Origin of the sequence: Pseudomonas quasicaspiana (assembly GCF_021147825.1) — a bacterium.
GTDB lineage: Bacteria > Pseudomonadota > Gammaproteobacteria > Pseudomonadales > Pseudomonadaceae > Aquipseudomonas > Aquipseudomonas quasicaspiana.
In genome coordinates this window covers 73069-90452 of the sequence record NZ_JAGTPI010000019.1, presented here as the reverse complement: position 1 = coordinate 90452, position 17384 = coordinate 73069, and the positions used below count along the sequence as shown (strand labels likewise).

The window sequence follows — 17384 nt, the reverse complement described above, 5'->3', positions numbered from 1 at the left end:
GGGCAAACCGGCAGGGATGCCGGTTTAGCCGCCTCAGGCCATGGATGGCCGGTGGCGGCGGCCCCACGCAGCAATGTCGGAGTACGGGCATGCCGAGCGACAGCGAGGCACCCAGTGGTGGGGCAAGAGCGTTTTGCTTACTTTTGCGCTGTTCAAAAGTGAGGCGCTGTAAAAGCGCAACCAATATCCGCAGCAACCGCAATAACGGATATACACCCAAACCCCGGTATTGACACTAAACCCAAACCCAAACCCAACAAGCAGCTTGAGCGTTACAACCTGTAACTGATAGCTTGACCCCACACCGCTAAAAGCCCTCCCGGATCGCCAGCCCAATGAATCGAAACGAACTGCGCAAGGCCGACATCAACCTGATGGTGGTTTTCGAAACCTTGATGCAAGAGCGCAACGTCACTCGCGCGGCCGAAAAACTCTTCCTCGGCCAACCAACGATCAGCGCCGCCCTCAACCGATTGCGGGCGCTGTTCAATGATCCACTGTTCATACGCGTCGGCCATCGCATGGAACCCACCGCCAGAGCACAAGAGATCATCCACCACCTGTCGCCCGCGCTGGACGCCATGTCCGTCGCCCTAAGCCTGACCCGCGAGTTCGACCCGGCAAGCAGCGACATGACCTTTCGAATCGGCCTTTCGGATGACGTCGAATACAGCCTGATGCCCGCCCTGCTACGTGCGATTCGTGAAGAAGCACCCGGCGTTGTACTCGTCATCAAACAGGTCAACTACTGGAATATCTCGGAACTGCTCATGTCCGGTGAAGTGACCGTTGGCGTGTGCCTGACACGAGAACTGCCTGCCAATGCCAAACGCAAACTGCTGCGCTCGATACAGCCGATGGTGGTACGTGCCGACCAGTCGGCAACACCCATGACACTGGACGAGTACTGCTCACGCCCGCATGTGGTGGTGTCGCATGTGGCCAATATCAGCAGCTTCGCCGATGAATGGCTCGATGCCATTGGCCGCAAGCGGCATGCCGTGCTGTCCGTTCCGCAATACAGCACGCTGCCCGCGCTGATGGCGGGCACCGATTTGCTGTGCAATCTCCCGGATCACCTGACTCAGGCGATGATCAATACCGGCAGGCTGTACGGCGAACCCCTGCCCTTCATCACGCCCAATCTGGAGCTATCCATGACCTGGTTGAGCGTCATGGACACCGACCCGGCTGAGCGCTGGCTGCGCAATCGACTGGAAGAGTTCATGGGAGACCGCGACAGGGTCTCCCCGATTCTCTGAGAAGGTAAAATCAGCCGAAACGGCCGGTGATGTAGTCTTCAGTCTGGCTTTTCGAAGGCTTGGTGAAGATGGTGTCAGTGTCGCCGTGTTCGATCAGTTCACCCATGAACATGAACGCGGTGTAGTCCGAGCAACGCGCCGCCTGCTGCATGTTGTGGGTCACGATGATTACCGTGAATTGCTCTTTGAGTTCAGTAATCAGTTGCTCGATACGGCCAGTGGAAATCGGGTCGAGGGCTGAAGTCGGCTCATCGAGCAACAATACTTGCGGACGCAACGCGATGGTGCGGGCGATACACAGACGCTGCTGCTGACCACCGGACAACCCGGTGGCGCTCTTGTTGAGTTTGTCTTTGACTTCGTCCCACAACGCGGCACCGCGTAGTGCCTCTTCCACGCGATCTTCCATCTCGCGACGCGACAGCTTTTCGTGGTGTTTGATGGCGTAGGAGATGTTGTCGTAGATCGACATCGGGAACGGCACAGGCTTCTGGAACACCATGCCCACGTGGCTGCGCAGGCGGTTCATCGAGTAGCCCGGCGCCAGAATGTTCTCGCCGTTGAGCAGCACTTCACCTTTCGCTTCCTGCTTCGGGTACATCGCGTAGATACGGTTGAACACGCGCAACAGGGTCGACTTGCCGCAACCCGACGGACCAATGATCGCGGTAATGCGTTTTTCCGGGATGATCATGTCGATGGATTTCAGCGACTTCTGTTCGTTGTAGAAAAACTCCAGACCACGAACTTGAATCTTGGTTTTTTCATTGGCAAGGGAAAGGTTATTCATCAAGACGCCCTATTGCGCAAAAGAATTAAGCGGGAAGCGAGGCTGAGGACCAGCACGAAGAGTGTCATGACCAGAGCGCCAGCCCAGGCCAGAGAGTGCCAATCGTCAAATGGGCTCATGGCGTACTGGAACACCACGACCGGTACGCTGGCCATCGGCTTGAGCAGATCACTGCTCCAGAACTGGTTGCCAAATGCGGTGAACAACAGCGGAGCGGTTTCGCCGGTGATTCGGGCCAGCGCCAGCAGGACGCCTGTTACCACACCGGCCTTGGCGGCACGCAGTACGATCTGCAGGGTCAGTTTCCATTGCGGCACACCCAGGGCCAGCGCGGCTTCGCGCATGGTTGATGGCTGCAGTTGAAGCATTTCATCAGTGGTGCGAACCACCACAGGGATCACCAACAACGCCAGGGCCAGCGCACCGGCAATCGCCGAGAAGCCCACTTTGTGATCGGTCCACTCATTGAGTGGCAGGATCACCGCGGTGTACACAAACAGACCCAGGACGATCGAAGGTGCTGACAGCAGAATGTCGTTGACGAAGCGCACCGCGTTGCCCAGTTTCGAGTAACGGGCGAATTCAGCCAGCCACACGCCAGCCATCAGGCCAATCGGCGTACCGATCAACAGGCCGATACCGGACATCAGCACGCTGCCGTAAAAGGCGTTCGCCAGACCGCCTTCAACACCTGGCGGTGGCGTCATGCCGCTGAACAGTCGCAGGTTCAAGGCATCCACACCGTTGATGATGGTGGTCAGCAGGATCCACACCAGCCACAACAGGCCGAAGGCCGTCGCAGCGCAACTGAGAACCATGGCAGCCTTGTTCTTGAGGTCGCGAACCCGATACAGGCTCTCGTTGCCAGTCACATCCTTACTCATAACCCCTCCTTGCGGGACAGACGCGACAGCATGATGCGGGCCAGGGCCAGCACGATGAAGGTCACTACGAACAGCAGGAAGCCCAGGGCAATCAGCGACGAGCGATGCAGGTCGGTGTATGCCTCGTTGAACTCGTTGGCGATCACCGAAGCAATCGAACTGCTTGGCATCATCAGCGACGCCGAGAACTGGTGGGAGTTACCCAACACGAACGTCACTGCCATGGTTTCACCCAGTGCGCGACCGAGCCCGAGGAAGATGCCGCCCACTACCGCGGAACGGGTGTAGGGCAGAACGATGTCCCAGACCACTTCCCAGGTAGTGCCGCCCAACGCGTACGCGGACTCTTTAAGGGTGGTAGGTACACTTTTGAAGACTTCGACCATGACCGAGGTAATGAACGGCGTGATCATGATCGCCAGCACGATGCCGGCGGTGAGCATGCCGATACCCAATGGCGGCCCTTGGAACATCGGGCCGATAAAGGGCAGTTCGCCCAGGTTCTCATTGATCCACGGTGCGATATGTTCAGCCATGTAAGGACCGAATACGAACAGGCCCCACATGCCGTAGATGATCGAAGGAATACCCGCCAGCAGTTCGATAGCCGAAGAGATCGGCAGGCGCAACCAGGGCGGCGCTACTTCAGTCAGGAAAATCGCGATGCCGAAGCTCACCGGAACGGCGATCAGCAAAGCCAGAAAGGAGGTCACCAAAGTACCGTAGATCGGCACCAGTGCGCCAAACTTGCCATCGACCACGTTCCACTCGGTGCTGGTCAGAAAGCCAAAACCGAACGTCTGGAATGCAAGGCTGCCGCCCCACAAGGTCGAAAGTGCGATACAGCCGAGCAATGCCAGAACCAGCATTGCAGCACCGCCCATGGTGCGCTTGAACCAGCGATCATGACGCTGATCGCGAGCCGCTCGGCGCTCACCCTCGGAGACGGAAGCAGGGATCGCAGCGGACAAATATTGGGTGTTTTCAGTCATCTTGGGTCCACTCGCAAAGAAACCCTGTCATCGCTTCACGATGACAGGGGTGAGCCGGAGAAACGTCGAATTACTTGGTGAACTCGGTTTTCCAGTAGTCCTCAACCTTGGTGACCAAGGCTTTCGGCAGTGCTACGTAGGACAGGTCTTCAGCTTGTTTCTGACCGTTTTCCAGGGACCACTTGAAGAAGTCAAAAGCAGCAGCGCTTTGCTCTGCGTTCTTGGCCTTCTTGTACATGATGATCCAGGTCGTCGCGGTGATCGGCCAAGCGGTTTCACCCGGGGCGTTGGTCATGATCAGGTTGAAGTCTTTAACGCTGTTCCAGTCGGCAGTGTCAGCTGCGGCAGCGAAGGCTTTGGCGTCTGGCTTGATGAACTTGCCAGCGGCATTCTTCAACTGGGTGTAAGACAGTTTGTTGGTTTCAGCGTAGGAGTGCTCAACGTAGCCGATCGAACCTTTGATCTGCTTCACGTAGGCAGAAACGCCTTCGCTACCCTTGCCACCTACCCCGGCTGGCCATTGAACGGTCGAACCGAACTTCAGCTTCTCGTTCCACTCCGGGCTGACTTTGCTCAAGTAGTTGGTGAAGTTGTAAGAAGTACCCGAACCGTCCGAACGGTGAACAACGGTGATGGCCTGGTCTTTCAGCTTGTCTTTCAGCTCAGGGTTCAAGGCAACGATGGCTGGATCGTTCCACTTCTTGATTTCACCCATGAAGATTTTGGCCAGTACCGGGCCGTCCAGTTTCAGCTGGCCTGGCTCGATGCCTTCAACGTTGATGATTGGCACGATACCGCCGATCACGCTCGGGAATTGACCCAAGCCGCCTTTCTCAAGGTCTTCGGCAGACAGAGGAGCATCGGATGCGCCGAAGTCAACGGTCGCGGCCTTGATTTGAGCGATACCGCCGCCGGAACCGATCGACTGGTAGTTGATGCGGTTGTCGGCAGACTTGCTGTAATTCTGCGACCACGCGGAGATAACCGGGAAGACGAAACTCGAACCAGCGCCTGTTACGTCTACCGCATGAGCCATACCACTCAGGCACATCGAAGCGAGCAGAACCGACAAGCGTTTTTTAGTCAGCAGAATCACGGCGATACCTCAACAAGGGAAATTTGGTGGCCCGTCCATGGGAAGGCCCGATGCGGATTTAATCCTCTGAATGTTGCGGTTTCATGACAATCAGTCGAGTTGTGTCATCCAAAGACCTTTTATGTAGGTTTGGGCTTACAACGAAAACCCTGAGAACGGGGGTTTCGCGCAATAAAATCAAGGGTTCAAGGGTTTTCAAGGCATACCTGCCCCGCTACTAGCTCTACGCCACCATTCTTATAACTGAGGAGCGATACGCCATTGGTCGGGGCTTTCGGCACCTATTTCACTACCCCGTGCACCAATGCAAGTAACCCCCTAACAACAATGGAGACGCATCTCATGAACAAGTCCAGATTAACGGCCCTGGCGCTGGCCAGCCTTATGACAGTGGCGACCGGCGCGGCCATGGCTGGCTCCACCGGCCCGACCAATCCCGTAGATGGCTCGGCCAAGACCCCGCCTCCTGTCTTGAAGAAAAACACCGATGGCAGTTCATCTGGCTCAGAAGGTACAAGCCCTGGCACTAAAGGCATGGACCCTGAACCGCAGAAAGGCGGCGCTGAAGGCGGCGGGATGAAGAATGACCAGGGTATGGGCGGCAGTGGTGGCGGCAGTGGCGGTGGCGAAGGTGGGTCGAGCGGCAGTAAGTGATCCGACTTGCGCAAATGTCTGTTTAGGCATAACCCGTTACGTGAATTGAAATGCCTTTTATATAGGTCTGCAGGAGCGCGGCCGTCGTCCAGACGCCGCGCTGGCCCGTAGCAAACGAAGGGGTCGTAGGAAGGCAATGCCCCTGACGAAAGAAGCAAGGCGAATGTACCTACGTCCTTCCGGCTAAAGCCGGTCCTGCGAGATCCCGATATTTCAGTGACTTATGTGCTCGTGCGCTCCTACAGGTCCGTGGTTGCTCCAGCAGCATGGCTCATGACTCAAAGCAGCGCACTGCCTGCACTTGCTGGTGCACATCCCCCTGAAAAATTCCACTCCCACCTTTCCAAAAATATAATCAAACTCATATAAATCAGTCATTTAGAGCAACCTTAGAGACCTTGGCATCAAATCTGCTTTATCGAGATACAAGTGGGATACCACCTGTATCCAGAGATAAACGCTCGTTGATCAAGGCCTTTCAGCTCATGAGTTCTCCGTCAGCCTGCCCGACGCAGGTGGTATTAAAGCCGCTCACCGCAGAAGCATTCGCACCCTTTGGAAATGTCCTCCAACTGGGTGACGGACCGCGTCGTCAGCATGTCACTGGTGCCGTTGAACGTACCGACCATGCCCGCAAGCCACAACTGTGGATCGCCACCGTGCAACAGGCGGTGACCTTGCCGCTGACACTGAAGGCGCTGGAGCGCCACCCCTTCTCGGCTCAGACATTTATCCCTCTCAATGCCTGCCCTTATCTGGTGGTGGTTTGCCACACCGATGACAGTGGCCTGCCGGACCTGCACACCTTGCAGGCGTTCCGCGCCAGCGGCGATCAGGGCGTGACCTATAAGCGCAACGTCTGGCACCACGGTCTTTCAGTGCTTGAGGCACGTGCCCAGTTCGTAGTGTCCATGGCCTTCACCGGGGAACAGAACGACGACGTCTTCACCCCCCTGCAAACGTCCATCGAACTGCTGGAGGCTTGAACCTGATGACACAGCACACCCGTGACTTCATCGGCTATGGCGCTAACCCGCCGCATCCGAACTGGCCAGGCAGAGCGCGGATTGCGCTGAACTTCGTGATCAATTACGAGGAAGGTTCGGAGCCCTCCATCGACGACGGTGACGGGTTTACCGAATCGGGCCTGACTGAAGGTGGAGCCGGTTCGTTCGAGGGGCGTGATCTGGCTGCCGAATCGATGTTCGAATACGGCAGCCGGGTGGGTTTCTGGCGTCTGGCCCGCCTGCTCTCGGAACGCGGCATGCCCGCCACGGTTTATGGCTGTGCACTGGCGCTGGAGCGCAACCCCGAGGTGGCTCAAACCATCCGCGATCTCAACTACGACGTCTGCGCCCATGGCTGGAAGTGGGAACGCCATCAACTGCTGAGCGAAGCCGAAGAGCGCGAACGCATCCGGCGCACGGTACAAAGCATCACTGAAACCACCGGCGAGCGTCCGTATGGCTGGTATTGCCGTTATGGCGCCGGGCTCAATACCCGACGCCTGCTGATGGAAGAAGGCGGCTTTCTGTATGACAGCGACGCCTATAACGACGAACTGCCCTATTGGCACCGTGATGACTCAAAAACCCACCTGATCCTGCCTTATAGCCTGGCAAACAACGACGCCAAGTTCATTCGCGGCGGCATGAGCACCGGGCAGCAGTTTTTCGAATACCTGCGCGACAGCTTCGACATGCTCTACGCCGAAGGCCTGACCGCGCCGAAGATGATGTCGGTGGGCTTGCATACGCGAGTGGTCGGCCACCCGGGGCGCGCCGCCGGACTGGCACGCTTTCTCGACTATGTGCAACAGCACGATCGGGTCTGGGTCTGCCGCAGGCTCGACCTCGCACGACACTGGTACGCCGAACACGGCGCCTGAACTTACCCATTCACCTTTAAAGCTCTTACCTTCAGAGACAGGACGACCCCGTGGCCATGAATCGAGTATTTCGCAAGGCGCTGTTGATCTGCACTTCCAGCCTGTTGCTGGCATCCGCTGGATTGCATGCAGAGGAATCTGAACACCCGCAAGACAAACCCCTGATCGTAGGCAGCGACTTTGGCGTGGCCCCGTGGATCATGCGCGGCACCAGCGGCCCGGAAGGTTTCGGCGTCGACCTGGTCAGCGAGATCTCCAAGCGTCTGAAGCGTCCGGGTGTCGAGATCGTGGATATCAATTTTTCGGGGCTGTTCGCCGGACTGTTCTCCAAGCGCATCGAGTTCACCGTCAACCCGACCACCATCACCGCCGAGCGCTCGGAGCGGATGTTGTTCTCGCAACCGATCATGTCCACCGGCAACGGCTTCATGGTTAAAGCGGCCAACGACATGAAAGGCTTCGATGACCTCAAGGGCAAGGATGTGGCGGTCAATCGCGGCACCATGTCCGACACATGGGCCACTGCGAACGCCGAGAAGTATGGCTTCAACGTGCAGCGCTACGACACCTTCCCCGATACCGTTCAGGCGTTGATGACCAACCGCGCGTTCACGGCCATCAACGAAGTACCAACCACTGTCTATGCCGCCAGCAAGAACAAAGCGATCAAGGTGGCCTTCAAGGACCTCAGTTCGCCGCGCAACTTCGGCTATGCCTTCCGCCTCGACAACGAGGAGTACCGCAACAAGGTCGACGACGTTATCAAGTGCATGAAAATGGACGGCACCATGGCCCGCCTGCACGAGAAATGGTACGGCGCCAAACCTGAAGACGGCTCAGCGGTGACCACGGTCTATCCAGGCTACGGCGCTCCTGGCTTCAAAGGCTACGTGGCGACGTCCCCGGCACCGGTATGCAACTGAAGCAGGCTAAAGGCGAAGTTTGAATGGAAGCGCTGATCGAAAACTTCTTCAATCTGCCAGTGATGGTGGGCGCCCTGCCCGCCATGCTGCCGGGGTTCGGGCTGACTGTGCTGGTGTCGTTGCTGGTGATTGTCTTCGGACTGACCTGCGGCCTGGCCCTGGCGATTCTGCGCTCGCTGCAACTGCGCGGGGTCAATGGGCTGATCACCTTCTACGTCGATGTGTTTCGCACCTTGCCGCAGCTGGTGATCATCATCTTCCTGTACTTCGGCATGCCGTATATGGGCGTGACGCTGTCGCCACTGGTGACCACCGTGCTGGCGCTGGGCGCTGTGCTGTCGGCGTTTGCCTGCGAGATCTTTGTCTCTTGCATGCAAGCGTTACCCAAAGGCCAGACCGACGCTGCAAAGGCGTTGGGTTTCGGCCGGTTGCGGACACTGTTCATGATCGTATTGCCACAGGCGATCCGCATGGCCGTGCCATTGCTGACCAACCGGGCGATTTCCATCAGCAAGGGCACCGCGCTGGGCACGGCCGTGTCGCTGCCGGAAACCCTGGGTCAGGCCCAGAGTTACATGTCCATCGTGGCCAACCCGTCACCGCTGACCCTGGCGGCCGGGTTCTATCTGCTGTTGTTCATCCCGCTGGTGATCCTGAGCCGCTGGCTCGAACACTCCAGCCACAAAGGTCGCTGATATCGCCATGGATATGTTTCTCGAAAACTTCGCTAACCTCGATTCGCTGCTGATGATCTATCCGCTGCTGCTTCAGGGGCTGAAACTGACCTTTCTGTTGAGCATCGTCACCCTGCCCCTGGCGCTTCTTGCCGGTCTGCTGCTGGCGATTCTCTACAGCTTCGATATTCGGGCTCTGCGCGGAGCAGTGCTGGTCTATATCGACATTTGTCGCTCGTTTCCCGTGGTGGTGCTGCTGGTGCTGATCTACTTCGGTCTGCCTTCCGTGGGCTGGCAGATCAGTGGGTTCAACGCCGCAGTGCTGGCCATGGTGCTCAACCACTCCGGCTACTTTGGCGAGATCTTTCGCACCGGGGTCAAATCGATCCCTCAGGGTCAGTACGAAGCCGCACGGGCCCTGGGTTTTCGCCCGCTCCGGCTGGCGGTGATGATCGTTTTGCCCCAGGCGATCCGCAATGTGTTCGCGCCCCTGGCGGGCAACTCTCTTGAGCTTGTGAAAACCACCTCCATCGCCGCAATGGTGGCGCTGCCCGAGCTACTGCGCTCGGCGCGAGTGGCTCAGGAACAGACTTACAACCCCACGCCACTGATGGCCGCAGCGCTGATCTTCTTCGTGCTGCTCTGGCCGTTCGCCCGCTGGGTCGCCCGTCTGGAACGGCGGATGCTGGTCACTCGCTAAGTACGTCCGCCCCTCACTATTTTTCAGGAGCAGTCATGTCGACTCTCATCACTGGCGGCAGTGGTTTCATCGGTCTGGCACTGGCCGAACAGCTATTGCGCAACGGACAAACCGTGGTGCTCTTCGATCGCCAGCCAGCACCGTCGGCACTACTGGATGCGTTCCCCAAAGGGGCCGTGGAACAGGTCACGGGCGATATTCGCGATGTGGCCTTGTTAAAAAGCGTCATGGCGCAGCATTCGGTTGATCAGGTGGTTCACGCCGCCGCGATCACCCCGGACCTGCAACGCGAGACCCGCGATGCCAGCACCGTGCTGGACGTCAATATCAATGGCACCGTCGCGCTGGTCCTGGCCTGTACAGAGCAACCGTCAGTACGCCGGGTGCTGTTGGTCAGTTCGGTGGCGGTGTATGGCTTTGCGCCGCCACCCGGCCCGACCTACCGCGAGGATCAGGCCTGGCCGCAGCCCACCGGTCTGTATGGCATCAGCAAGCTGGCCTCTGAACACATTTCCCTGCGCATGGCCGAGCTGCATGGCCTGGATCTTTGCATCGCGCGGCTGGGCCCGGTGTTTGGCCCTTGGGAATACGCAACCGGGGTTCGTGACATGTTGAGCCCCCACACCCAGACCCTTGAAGCAGCTCTGAATCATCAGGAAGCCTGCCTGCCGCATAGTTTGCTCGCCGACTGGATCTATTCCCGTGACGCAGCTGACGCTCTGGTGCGGCTGCTGACCAGCACAACCCTCAAGCACAGGCTCTACAACGTCGGCGGCGAGGTTCAGACCGATCTGCCGCAATGGTGCGCGCACCTGAGCGAACGCTGGCCGACCTGGTCCGCGCGCCTCGCGCAGCGCCCGGAAGACGCCACCGTCCGGTATGGACTGCCCGGCACCCGTCCAGCGTTATCCACCGAGCGTCTGCGCCAGGACACCGACTGGTCTCCCGCCCATTCCTTGGCCGAGGCCGCAACCGACTACCTGCACTGGCGATCACAGATCGCTGCCAGCTAACTGGAGAATTCCGGCATGGGCCGTCTTACTGATAAATCGATCCTCATCACCGGTGCCTCGTCCGGCATCGGCCGCGCCATCGCACTGCGGTTTGCCGCAGAAGGCGCTCGCCTTTTACTGGCTGACCTCAGCACCACAGTGCGCGAAGGCGGAACCCCGACCATCGACCTGTTGCGCGAGCAAGGTTGCGTCGCCGATCACGTCGACATGGACGTTTCATCAGAGGCCGATGTCCAGCGCGCTGTCGATGCACTGATTGAGCGGGACGGCAAAATCGACGTGCTGGTCAATGACGCCGCCGTCAGCGTTGGCAAACCTTTGACCGAAACCAGCCTGGAGGAATGGAACCGGGTCATCGGCGTCAACCTCACCGGCGTGTTCCTGATGTCACGCAAAGTAGTCGAGGCGATGCTCAAACAGCCCGAGCTCGATGGTGTGCGCGGTCGTATTGTCAATATTTCTTCGCAACACGGCATGGTGGCCTGCCCACAGGATGTCGCCTATGGGACCTCCAAGGCCGGGGTGGTCTATATCACCCGGCAGATCGCCGTGGATTACGCCGCTCAAGGCATTATTTGCAACGGCGTGGCACCGGGGAAAATCCTCACCGGCAAGACCGGCCGGGCCATCGCCCCGGAAATGCTCGCGTACTCACAATCGCGCACCGCCCTGCCACGTCTGGGTCGCCCTGACGACGTAGCCAATGCCGCGCTTTTCCTGGCCAGTGACGAAGCAACGTTTATCACCGGCGAGAACCTATTGGTCGATGGCGGCTGGATGGCTGGCTGATCGCAGAGGATTACCTTCAATGAACACCGCAACGAACACAGCAATGACCAGCCCGGAACCCATGATTCAGATGATCGGCGTGAACAAGTGGTACGGCGAATTCCAGGTACTCAGGAACATCGATTTTCATGTCAATCCCGGGGAGCGCATCGTGGTGTGTGGCCCGTCCGGCTCTGGCAAATCGACCATGATTCGCTGCATCAACCAACTGGAAGAACACCAGAAAGGCCGCATCGTGGTCGATGGTCACGACCTGAATGCCAAGACCAAAAATGTGCATCAGGTGCGTCAGGAGGTCGGCATGGTGTTCCAGCAGTTCAACCTGTTCCCGCACCTGACGGTATTGCAAAACCTGATGATTGCCCCGGTGCAGATTCGTAAACTGCCCAAGGCCGAAGCCGAAGAACGCGCCCGGCATTATCTGGAGCGCGTACATATCGCTCACCGGGCCGACCACTACCCGTCGCAGCTTTCCGGCGGCCAGCAGCAGCGGGTGGCGATTGCCCGAGCGTTGTGCATGAAACCCCGGGTCATGCTGTTCGATGAGCCGACCTCCTCCCTCGATCCGGAAATGATCAAGGAAGTGCTGGATGTCATGGTCGATCTCGCCAAGGAAGGCATGACCATGGTCTGCGTCACCCATGAGATGGGCTTTGCGCGCACCGTGGCCGACCGCGTGGTATTCATGGACGCCGGGGAAATCGTCGAGCAAAGTGCGCCGGAGCAATTTTTCAGCGCACCGCAAACCGAGCGGGCGCGGCTGTTTCTCGGCAATATATTGCATTGACCTCACATCGACGAGCAGTGATCGCAAACCGTATGCATAAGCAGGAAGCACCATGAACGATCTTGACGCTTCAGTTACCGTAGAAGGCAGCAGTCGCCGCCCCAGCGGCACCAGCCGCCGCCCGGCCGAGAGCGTGACCCGGCAAACCTATCAGGCCTTGTTCGATCTGATTGCCAGTCGGCACCTGGAACCGGGCGATCTGATTGAAGAACGCAAGCTCGCCGAGCGCTTTGAAGTCTCGCGAACGCCCATGCGCGCCGCGATCAGTCGGCTGCTGGGCGAAGGTGTTCTGCAACTGCTGCCCAATGGCCTGCTGGTGGTTCGCGAAGTGGACATCACTGAATACCTGGAACTGCTCTCGATCCGGCTGATGCTGGAAAGCGAAGCGGCGGCCCTGGCAGCGACGAATATCCCCCTGGCGCCGCTGGACGAGATCGAAAGACGTTTGCAGGAGGTTGTCGCCCGGCCGTCACGGGAAAATGAAGGCTTGTATCTGGATGACGACATTCATGTACTGATTCTTGCCCATTGCGGCAATCAGTCCCTGAGCCATTTCATCCGGGAAATCCACAAACGCATCCGTATGCGCAACCTCACCCGCATCCCCGAGCGCTTCCTGCCTGCCTGTCACGAGCACCTGGCGCTGGTGGCTGCACTCAAGGCGCGTGACCCGGAACAAGCTCGGCAATGCATGCTCGCTCACCTGAACAGTGCGCGGGACAGCTTTCTGGAGTCGGTGGGTATCAAGCGTTGAAGGCGTGACACGCCATTGAGCACTGGCCTTTAACCGCGCACGAGTACGCGGCTAGAAGGCTTCGGCCGCCAGGTGCTGCCCCGATATCCCTGACACTCGCTGTCGCCCAGCAAACACGGCCCCTGTAGGAGTGACCGGGGTGGCGATCCACATTGCTCGCGATTCGATTTCCTGGTCGACGAATTTATCGCCTGAACTGACGCTATCGCGAGCAAGCTCACTCCTACAGAAAAGTATTCCATCAGATAGTTTTAGTTTGTTTGATAAGAGCCATCTTTGTTGGCGAGGCATAGTGTCAGGCTCACGATTTCGCGAACAAGTTCGCTCCTACCGGAGATCGCATCTGCATTTCCGTCTTGGCTAAACCGGGATAGCGTGCTCCTCCCACTGCACATAACACACCACCACCGGCATATCGTGTTCGGCGCAGAAATCCAGCCAGCGCAACTGGTTATCCTGCAGGCGGTCGCCGGGGCCTTTGACTTCGATCATTCGGTAACGGCGCTCGGCCGGGAAGAACTGGATCAGGTCCGGCATGCCGGTCCGGTTGGCTTTGATATCCAGCAGCAGGCGGCGGAACCATTGACGCAGATGCTCGACCGGTAAACAGTGCAGCGCTTGTTCAAGCAGTTCGGGCGTTAACGTGCCCCAGAACACGAACGGTGATTGCAGGCCGGACTTGCTGCTGTAGTGGTGGCGAACAGTGTCCTGCCACGTGTCGTCGTCCAGTTGCGCCAGACAGGCATCGAACAGCGCCACGCGACGCTGATAGAAATCAGGGCTGTGCAAATCGCTGGGGCCGCTGTGGAACGGGTGGAAGAACGCACCTGGCAACGGCGCAAAAATCGCCGGCCAGCACAGCAAACCAAACAGTGAGTTGATCAGCGCATTCTCGACGTAGTACACCTCGCTGCCCTCTTCAGCCAGATGCAGCTGGATCATCTGTTCAACGCTCAAATCCGGTCGCAGCTCAACGCTCACATCCAGCCGCTCGACTTTACGTGTCACTCGGCGGACCTTATCGATAAGGCCAAGCTTGCGTTGCAGCCGTGGTAACACTCGACGTGAATGCTGCAATTCAGCATCGCTTTGCGGGGCGGCCTGAACCTGTTCAAGCAACGTCAGGGCAGCCTGATAATCTTCGCATCGCTCCAGCACCCGAACACGCCGGGACCTGGCACCGGGATAGTTGCTGCGCTCGTACACGCTCAATGCCAACGGCCAGTCCTGCTCCCGCTCAGCCTGCTGGCCGATCTGGTACAGCGTCTTGCTACGCCGCATTTCCAGCCAGGGATTACCCGTGTCGATGGCCAGCGCCCGGGTCGCCAGCACTTCCAGCTCACCGCCCTCATCAAGCGCCTGACGGCAGGCGTGCAGCTCGAGGCAGGTATCGATGTCCGCACGGTCATTGATGGTCCGTGAGTCCAGGGAGAACTCAACCTTTTCATAGCGGTAAACGCCCAGATCAGCCAGGACGAACTCGGACCATTCCTGATAAAGATTGCCGAAATACAGCAATCGCAAACGGTCACAGAGCGGCATGACCTTGAGGGCGAAAATCGTTTCGTCGAGCCCTGCATGCCAACTGTCCAGGGTCTGTGCAGCCTGATGAAACGGTTGCAGCAGCTCCAGTAGCTCGTGCTTTCGCTCGGTGCCGCGGATGCCATGGGCCTTGAAACAGGCAGCCAGCTCGGCCTTGCGCAACAGGATAAACAGCTGTTCCAGATTGAGCGCCGGGCGCGGATCAACCCAGCCGTGTAACAGTAGCGGCTGCACCGCTTCCAGCGTGTCGCCCAGTTCCGGATAACTGAGTTTGCTGGCCCGAAACAGCTCGCCCTTGCGCATGACCATACGCACCAGCAAACCCTGCGCTGCTTGCGGCAGTTGCGCAAAGCACTCGATGAATTGCTGTTCTTCCTTATCAAGCAAATCCGCGTAGCGCCGGGCAATCCAGCCCAGCACCTGGCGGAAGTTTTCAAGGTAGTAGAACGGGTTTTCCAAGGGTGACGTATTCACGGCAACGCTACGCAACAAGACCAGACATGTGCGCAAGGATACTGTTTATCCGTACAGATTCCAGCGTTGAATAAATCGCCTGATAAATGGTCTGCGATATCGTAATGCGTGAAGCGATAGAATCAACGCACGTTAACTGTCACGCCGGAGATCGATCGTGCTGATCACTACCGCCCCACGGGTTTATCTGGCCGGGTTTGATGTGTTTCGCAAAGATGCCATAGAGCACGGCCAATACCTCAAGGCCTTGTGCACCGCCCATGGCCTTGAAGGCATGTACCCTTTCGATAACGAAGTCCCCACCGGGCTCTCTGCTCAGGAAACTGCGCAACTGATCTGCTCGATGAATATCGCCATGATTCAGCGCAGCACGGCGGTGCTGGCCAACCTGAATGTGTTCCGCGGTCTTGAGCCGGATTCCGGGACGGCGTTTGAAGTCGGCATGGCCATCGCCCTGAACAAGCCGGTATGGGTTTACTTTGATCCGGTGGAATCACTTCGGGATCTGGTGCCCCACGACCTGAATGGCTACGACGAACACGGCTATCTGGTGGAGGATTTTGCGCTGCCCAGGAACCTGATGCTGGCGTGCACGTGGGCGGGTTCCAGTTCGACAGTGGAGCTGGCGGTTGAGGCGCTGTCGCTGTATCTGGCTCGACAGGTGTCAGATCTGTAGGTGCTCCCTGTCACCGAGCTGTCTCGCGGCAAACAGAGGACACGTGGGACGCCCGGGGTGGCCGTCCACTTTATCCGGGAAGGCCGCATTCCTGACGATAAAAATGCGGCGAATGTACTGGCCTCTTCCCGAATAAAGTCGGTCCTACCGGTTCTGTATGAATTCAGATAATTACAATTTGTTCGGCGAGAGCTGCCGACGTGCGCCCGGAGCTCTTAATTCACCGAAGAAGAACCCACATCGCTGCTGAAAATCGGATCAAGCTTGTCCGAGTCACTGAACTCGTCCAGACCCAGCACATCCAGGTCGAGATAAGCTTCCGGGTCGGTATCTTCATCAGCGTCGGCGTCATTCAATGGCGACTGATCACCTCCGAACTGATGGTCGATGCGCGCAAAAAACGGCTGCTGAGCAACTTGCGTATAAAACGGTGAATGTGTCTGCATCTACTGCTCTCCTGATCATGTCCCTGTACCAGCGCTGCAAACGAGCCTGCGTAAGCACAGGCTAACCCAGCCTGTAGGAAAATGGAGCTACCCGCGTCAGTTCCAGCTCAAAAATTCTTCGCTGCTGTCACGCAGCATCTGCACCATGGCTTGCGCCGCAGGCGACAGATAGCCGCCTTCACGGACGGTGCAGCCAATGGTGCGCTTCATAGTCGTTTCCTTCACGACCACTTCACGCAACTGTCGCATGTTGTTGCCAAATTCGAGGGTCTCCCGGGCAGTGAAACTCAACAGGCTGGTGCGTTCGATCAAACCGGGCAATAACGGGATCGAATTGGCCTCGATCTGAACCACAGGCAACGGCAACTGCTGCGCACTGAACGCCTGATCCAGCCATTTGCGCGATGAAACGCCGGTTGGCGGTAGCACCCAGCGATAAGCGCACAGGTCAGCCATGCTGTACCGGCTTTTGAAGATCGGATGATCCTTGCTGGCGATCACCACCGCTTCGTCCTTGAGAATCGGAAAACTCTCGAACTGCTCGTCGTCGGTGATCAGCGAGCAAATGATCATGTCCAGTTGCCCGGAACGCAGGGACTCACGTAGCAGGTCGTCCTGGCCGATGACCATCTTCAACGTCACGTCCGGCGAACGCTGCAGCAGTGCCGACGTCAATTTCGGCAGCAGGTATTCAGCCATGGTAGACGCACAACCGACACGAATATTTCCCACGGCACCGCTGGCGAAATCGCGAACCTCGCGCTGGGTCTGGGCGATGCTCTGCTGCAGAACCTTGCCCCTTGCCTGTAAAAGTTCGCCCACCGGAGTCAGCTTGATCCGCCGTCCATCGCGCTGGAACAGTCTGGTGCCGAAAGACTCCTCCAGCCGCTGGATGCTTTTGGTCAGCGCAGGCTGGCTGCGATTGAGTTTTTGCGCCGCTCGACCCAGATGGCCCAACTCGGCAATCGTTTCAAAATAAGCAAGATCGCGAAGATCCATAATTCATCAACCAAAGTTATCAATTCATGACTATTAGAAAA

General features: G+C 58.1%; 19 protein-coding genes. 12 read left to right on the top strand and 7 right to left on the bottom strand.

Annotated features, from left to right (window positions below):
• Positions 1–335 precede the first annotated feature (335 nt).
• Positions 336–1262 carry a LysR substrate-binding domain-containing protein gene (locus KDX30_RS13875; protein WP_027900521.1) on the top strand — a complete coding sequence of 309 codons (927 nt, stop codon included), beginning with the start codon at positions 336–338 and terminating at the stop codon, positions 1260–1262.
• A gap of 10 nt (positions 1263–1272) precedes the next feature.
• Here the strand turns inward: KDX30_RS13875 and pstB are convergent, their stop codons facing one another.
• From pstB to pstS, 4 genes are all read right to left on the bottom strand, one after another.
• The gene (pstB, locus tag KDX30_RS13870; protein ID WP_027900520.1) at positions 1273–2052 is read right to left on the bottom strand and encodes a phosphate ABC transporter ATP-binding protein PstB; all 780 of its coding nucleotides are present in this window, start codon (positions 2050–2052) and stop codon (positions 1273–1275) included.
• The gene (pstA, locus tag KDX30_RS13865; RefSeq protein WP_027900519.1) at positions 2052–2936 is read right to left on the bottom strand and encodes a phosphate ABC transporter permease PstA; all 885 of its coding nucleotides are present in this window, start codon (positions 2934–2936) and stop codon (positions 2052–2054) included. Before pstA ends, pstB begins: the two co-directional genes overlap by 1 nt.
• On the bottom strand, positions 2933–3928 hold the full coding sequence (gene pstC / locus KDX30_RS13860; RefSeq protein ID WP_099269980.1) for a phosphate ABC transporter permease subunit PstC: 996 nt from the start codon (positions 3926–3928) through the stop codon (positions 2933–2935). Before pstC ends, pstA begins: the two co-directional genes overlap by 4 nt.
• 70 nt (positions 3929–3998) lie before the next feature.
• The gene (gene pstS / locus KDX30_RS13855) at positions 3999–5024 is read right to left on the bottom strand and encodes a phosphate ABC transporter substrate-binding protein PstS (RefSeq protein WP_099269981.1); all 1026 of its coding nucleotides are present in this window, start codon (positions 5022–5024) and stop codon (positions 3999–4001) included.
• A gap of 342 nt (positions 5025–5366) precedes the next feature.
• Here pstS and KDX30_RS13850 point away from each other — a divergent pair, with 342 nt between their 5' ends.
• The 10 genes from KDX30_RS13850 to KDX30_RS13805 all read left to right on the top strand — a co-directional run bounded on the left by KDX30_RS13850 (position 5367) and on the right by KDX30_RS13805 (position 13206).
• Complete coding sequence (locus KDX30_RS13850; protein WP_122395725.1) at positions 5367–5678, top strand: hypothetical protein; 312 nt, start codon at positions 5367–5369, stop codon at positions 5676–5678.
• Between the two features lie 485 nt (positions 5679–6163).
• Positions 6164–6664: an ureidoglycolate lyase gene (locus tag KDX30_RS13845; protein ID WP_231668129.1), complete on the top strand. Its 501-nt coding sequence runs from the start codon at positions 6164–6166 to the stop codon at positions 6662–6664.
• 2 nt (positions 6665–6666) lie between these two features.
• Positions 6667–7566, top strand: a complete 900-nt coding sequence (locus KDX30_RS13840) for an allantoinase PuuE (protein ID WP_231668133.1) — start codon at positions 6667–6669, stop codon at positions 7564–7566.
• A 56-nt stretch (positions 7567–7622) separates the two neighbouring features.
• Positions 7623–8489, top strand: coding sequence for a substrate-binding periplasmic protein (locus KDX30_RS13835; RefSeq protein ID WP_122395726.1), 867 nt, complete (start codon positions 7623–7625; stop codon positions 8487–8489).
• A 23-nt stretch (positions 8490–8512) separates the two neighbouring features.
• Positions 8513–9184 carry an amino acid ABC transporter permease gene (locus KDX30_RS13830; protein WP_027900514.1) on the top strand — a complete coding sequence of 224 codons (672 nt, stop codon included), beginning with the start codon at positions 8513–8515 and terminating at the stop codon, positions 9182–9184.
• A 7-nt stretch (positions 9185–9191) separates the two neighbouring features.
• On the top strand, positions 9192–9863 hold the full coding sequence (locus KDX30_RS13825; RefSeq protein ID WP_099269987.1) for an amino acid ABC transporter permease: 672 nt from the start codon (positions 9192–9194) through the stop codon (positions 9861–9863).
• Positions 9864–9898: 35 nt separating this feature from the next.
• Positions 9899–10876 carry an NAD-dependent epimerase/dehydratase family protein gene (locus tag KDX30_RS13820; RefSeq protein WP_231676346.1) on the top strand — a complete coding sequence of 326 codons (978 nt, stop codon included), beginning with the start codon at positions 9899–9901 and terminating at the stop codon, positions 10874–10876.
• A 15-nt stretch (positions 10877–10891) separates the two neighbouring features.
• On the top strand, positions 10892–11665 hold the full coding sequence (locus KDX30_RS13815) for an SDR family NAD(P)-dependent oxidoreductase (protein WP_231676343.1): 774 nt from the start codon (positions 10892–10894) through the stop codon (positions 11663–11665).
• A 19-nt stretch (positions 11666–11684) separates the two neighbouring features.
• Entirely contained in the window at positions 11685–12452 is a 768-nt protein-coding gene (locus tag KDX30_RS13810; RefSeq protein WP_306475057.1) for an amino acid ABC transporter ATP-binding protein, read from the top strand.
• A 52-nt stretch (positions 12453–12504) separates the two neighbouring features.
• Entirely contained in the window at positions 12505–13206 is a 702-nt protein-coding gene (locus tag KDX30_RS13805; protein WP_231668127.1) for a GntR family transcriptional regulator, read from the top strand.
• Between the two features lie 360 nt (positions 13207–13566).
• Here the strand turns inward: KDX30_RS13805 and KDX30_RS13800 are convergent, their stop codons facing one another.
• Positions 13567–15222 carry a VRR-NUC domain-containing protein gene (locus KDX30_RS13800; protein ID WP_231676340.1) on the bottom strand — a complete coding sequence of 552 codons (1656 nt, stop codon included), beginning with the start codon at positions 15220–15222 and terminating at the stop codon, positions 13567–13569.
• A gap of 157 nt (positions 15223–15379) precedes the next feature.
• Between KDX30_RS13800 and KDX30_RS13795 the strand changes: the two genes are divergently transcribed.
• Positions 15380–15898, top strand: a complete 519-nt coding sequence (locus KDX30_RS13795) for a nucleoside 2-deoxyribosyltransferase (RefSeq protein ID WP_027900509.1) — start codon at positions 15380–15382, stop codon at positions 15896–15898.
• A gap of 215 nt (positions 15899–16113) precedes the next feature.
• Here KDX30_RS13795 and KDX30_RS13790 read toward each other — a convergent pair whose 3' ends face one another.
• Positions 16114–16344 carry a hypothetical protein gene (locus KDX30_RS13790; protein WP_027900508.1) on the bottom strand — a complete coding sequence of 77 codons (231 nt, stop codon included), beginning with the start codon at positions 16342–16344 and terminating at the stop codon, positions 16114–16116.
• Positions 16345–16440: 96 nt separating this feature from the next.
• Positions 16441–17343 (bottom strand): LysR family transcriptional regulator, encoded by a 903-nt coding sequence (locus KDX30_RS13785; RefSeq protein ID WP_099269991.1) that lies wholly within the window; start codon positions 17341–17343, stop codon positions 16441–16443.
• Between the last annotated feature and the right edge of the window lie 41 nt (positions 17344–17384).

Excerpts from the sequence above, each read along its gene's own strand:
- KDX30_RS13875 (WP_027900521.1), top strand. The coding sequence starts at position 336 with ATGAATCGAAACGAACTGCGCAAGGCCGACATCAACCTGATGGTGGTT.
- pstB (WP_027900520.1), bottom strand. The coding sequence starts at position 2,052 with ATGAATAACCTTTCCCTTGCCAATGAAAAAACCAAGATTCAAGTTCGT.
- pstA (WP_027900519.1), bottom strand. The coding sequence starts at position 2,936 with ATGAGTAAGGATGTGACTGGCAACGAGAGCCTGTATCGGGTTCGCGAC.
- pstC (WP_099269980.1), bottom strand. The coding sequence starts at position 3,928 with ATGACTGAAAACACCCAATATTTGTCCGCTGCGATCCCTGCTTCCGTC.
- KDX30_RS13850 (WP_122395725.1), top strand. The coding sequence starts at position 5,367 with ATGAACAAGTCCAGATTAACGGCCCTGGCGCTGGCCAGCCTTATGACA.
- KDX30_RS13845 (WP_231668129.1), top strand. The coding sequence starts at position 6,164 with ATGAGTTCTCCGTCAGCCTGCCCGACGCAGGTGGTATTAAAGCCGCTC.
- KDX30_RS13835 (WP_122395726.1), top strand. The coding sequence starts at position 7,623 with ATGAATCGAGTATTTCGCAAGGCGCTGTTGATCTGCACTTCCAGCCTG.
- KDX30_RS13830 (WP_027900514.1), top strand. The coding sequence starts at position 8,513 with ATGGAAGCGCTGATCGAAAACTTCTTCAATCTGCCAGTGATGGTGGGC.
- KDX30_RS13825 (WP_099269987.1), top strand. The coding sequence starts at position 9,192 with ATGGATATGTTTCTCGAAAACTTCGCTAACCTCGATTCGCTGCTGATG.
- KDX30_RS13820 (WP_231676346.1), top strand. The coding sequence starts at position 9,899 with ATGTCGACTCTCATCACTGGCGGCAGTGGTTTCATCGGTCTGGCACTG.
- KDX30_RS13815 (WP_231676343.1), top strand. The coding sequence starts at position 10,892 with ATGGGCCGTCTTACTGATAAATCGATCCTCATCACCGGTGCCTCGTCC.
- KDX30_RS13810 (WP_306475057.1), top strand. The coding sequence starts at position 11,685 with ATGAACACCGCAACGAACACAGCAATGACCAGCCCGGAACCCATGATT.
- KDX30_RS13805 (WP_231668127.1), top strand. The coding sequence starts at position 12,505 with ATGAACGATCTTGACGCTTCAGTTACCGTAGAAGGCAGCAGTCGCCGC.
- KDX30_RS13790 (WP_027900508.1), bottom strand. The coding sequence starts at position 16,344 with ATGCAGACACATTCACCGTTTTATACGCAAGTTGCTCAGCAGCCGTTT.
- KDX30_RS13785 (WP_099269991.1), bottom strand. The coding sequence starts at position 17,343 with ATGGATCTTCGCGATCTTGCTTATTTTGAAACGATTGCCGAGTTGGGC.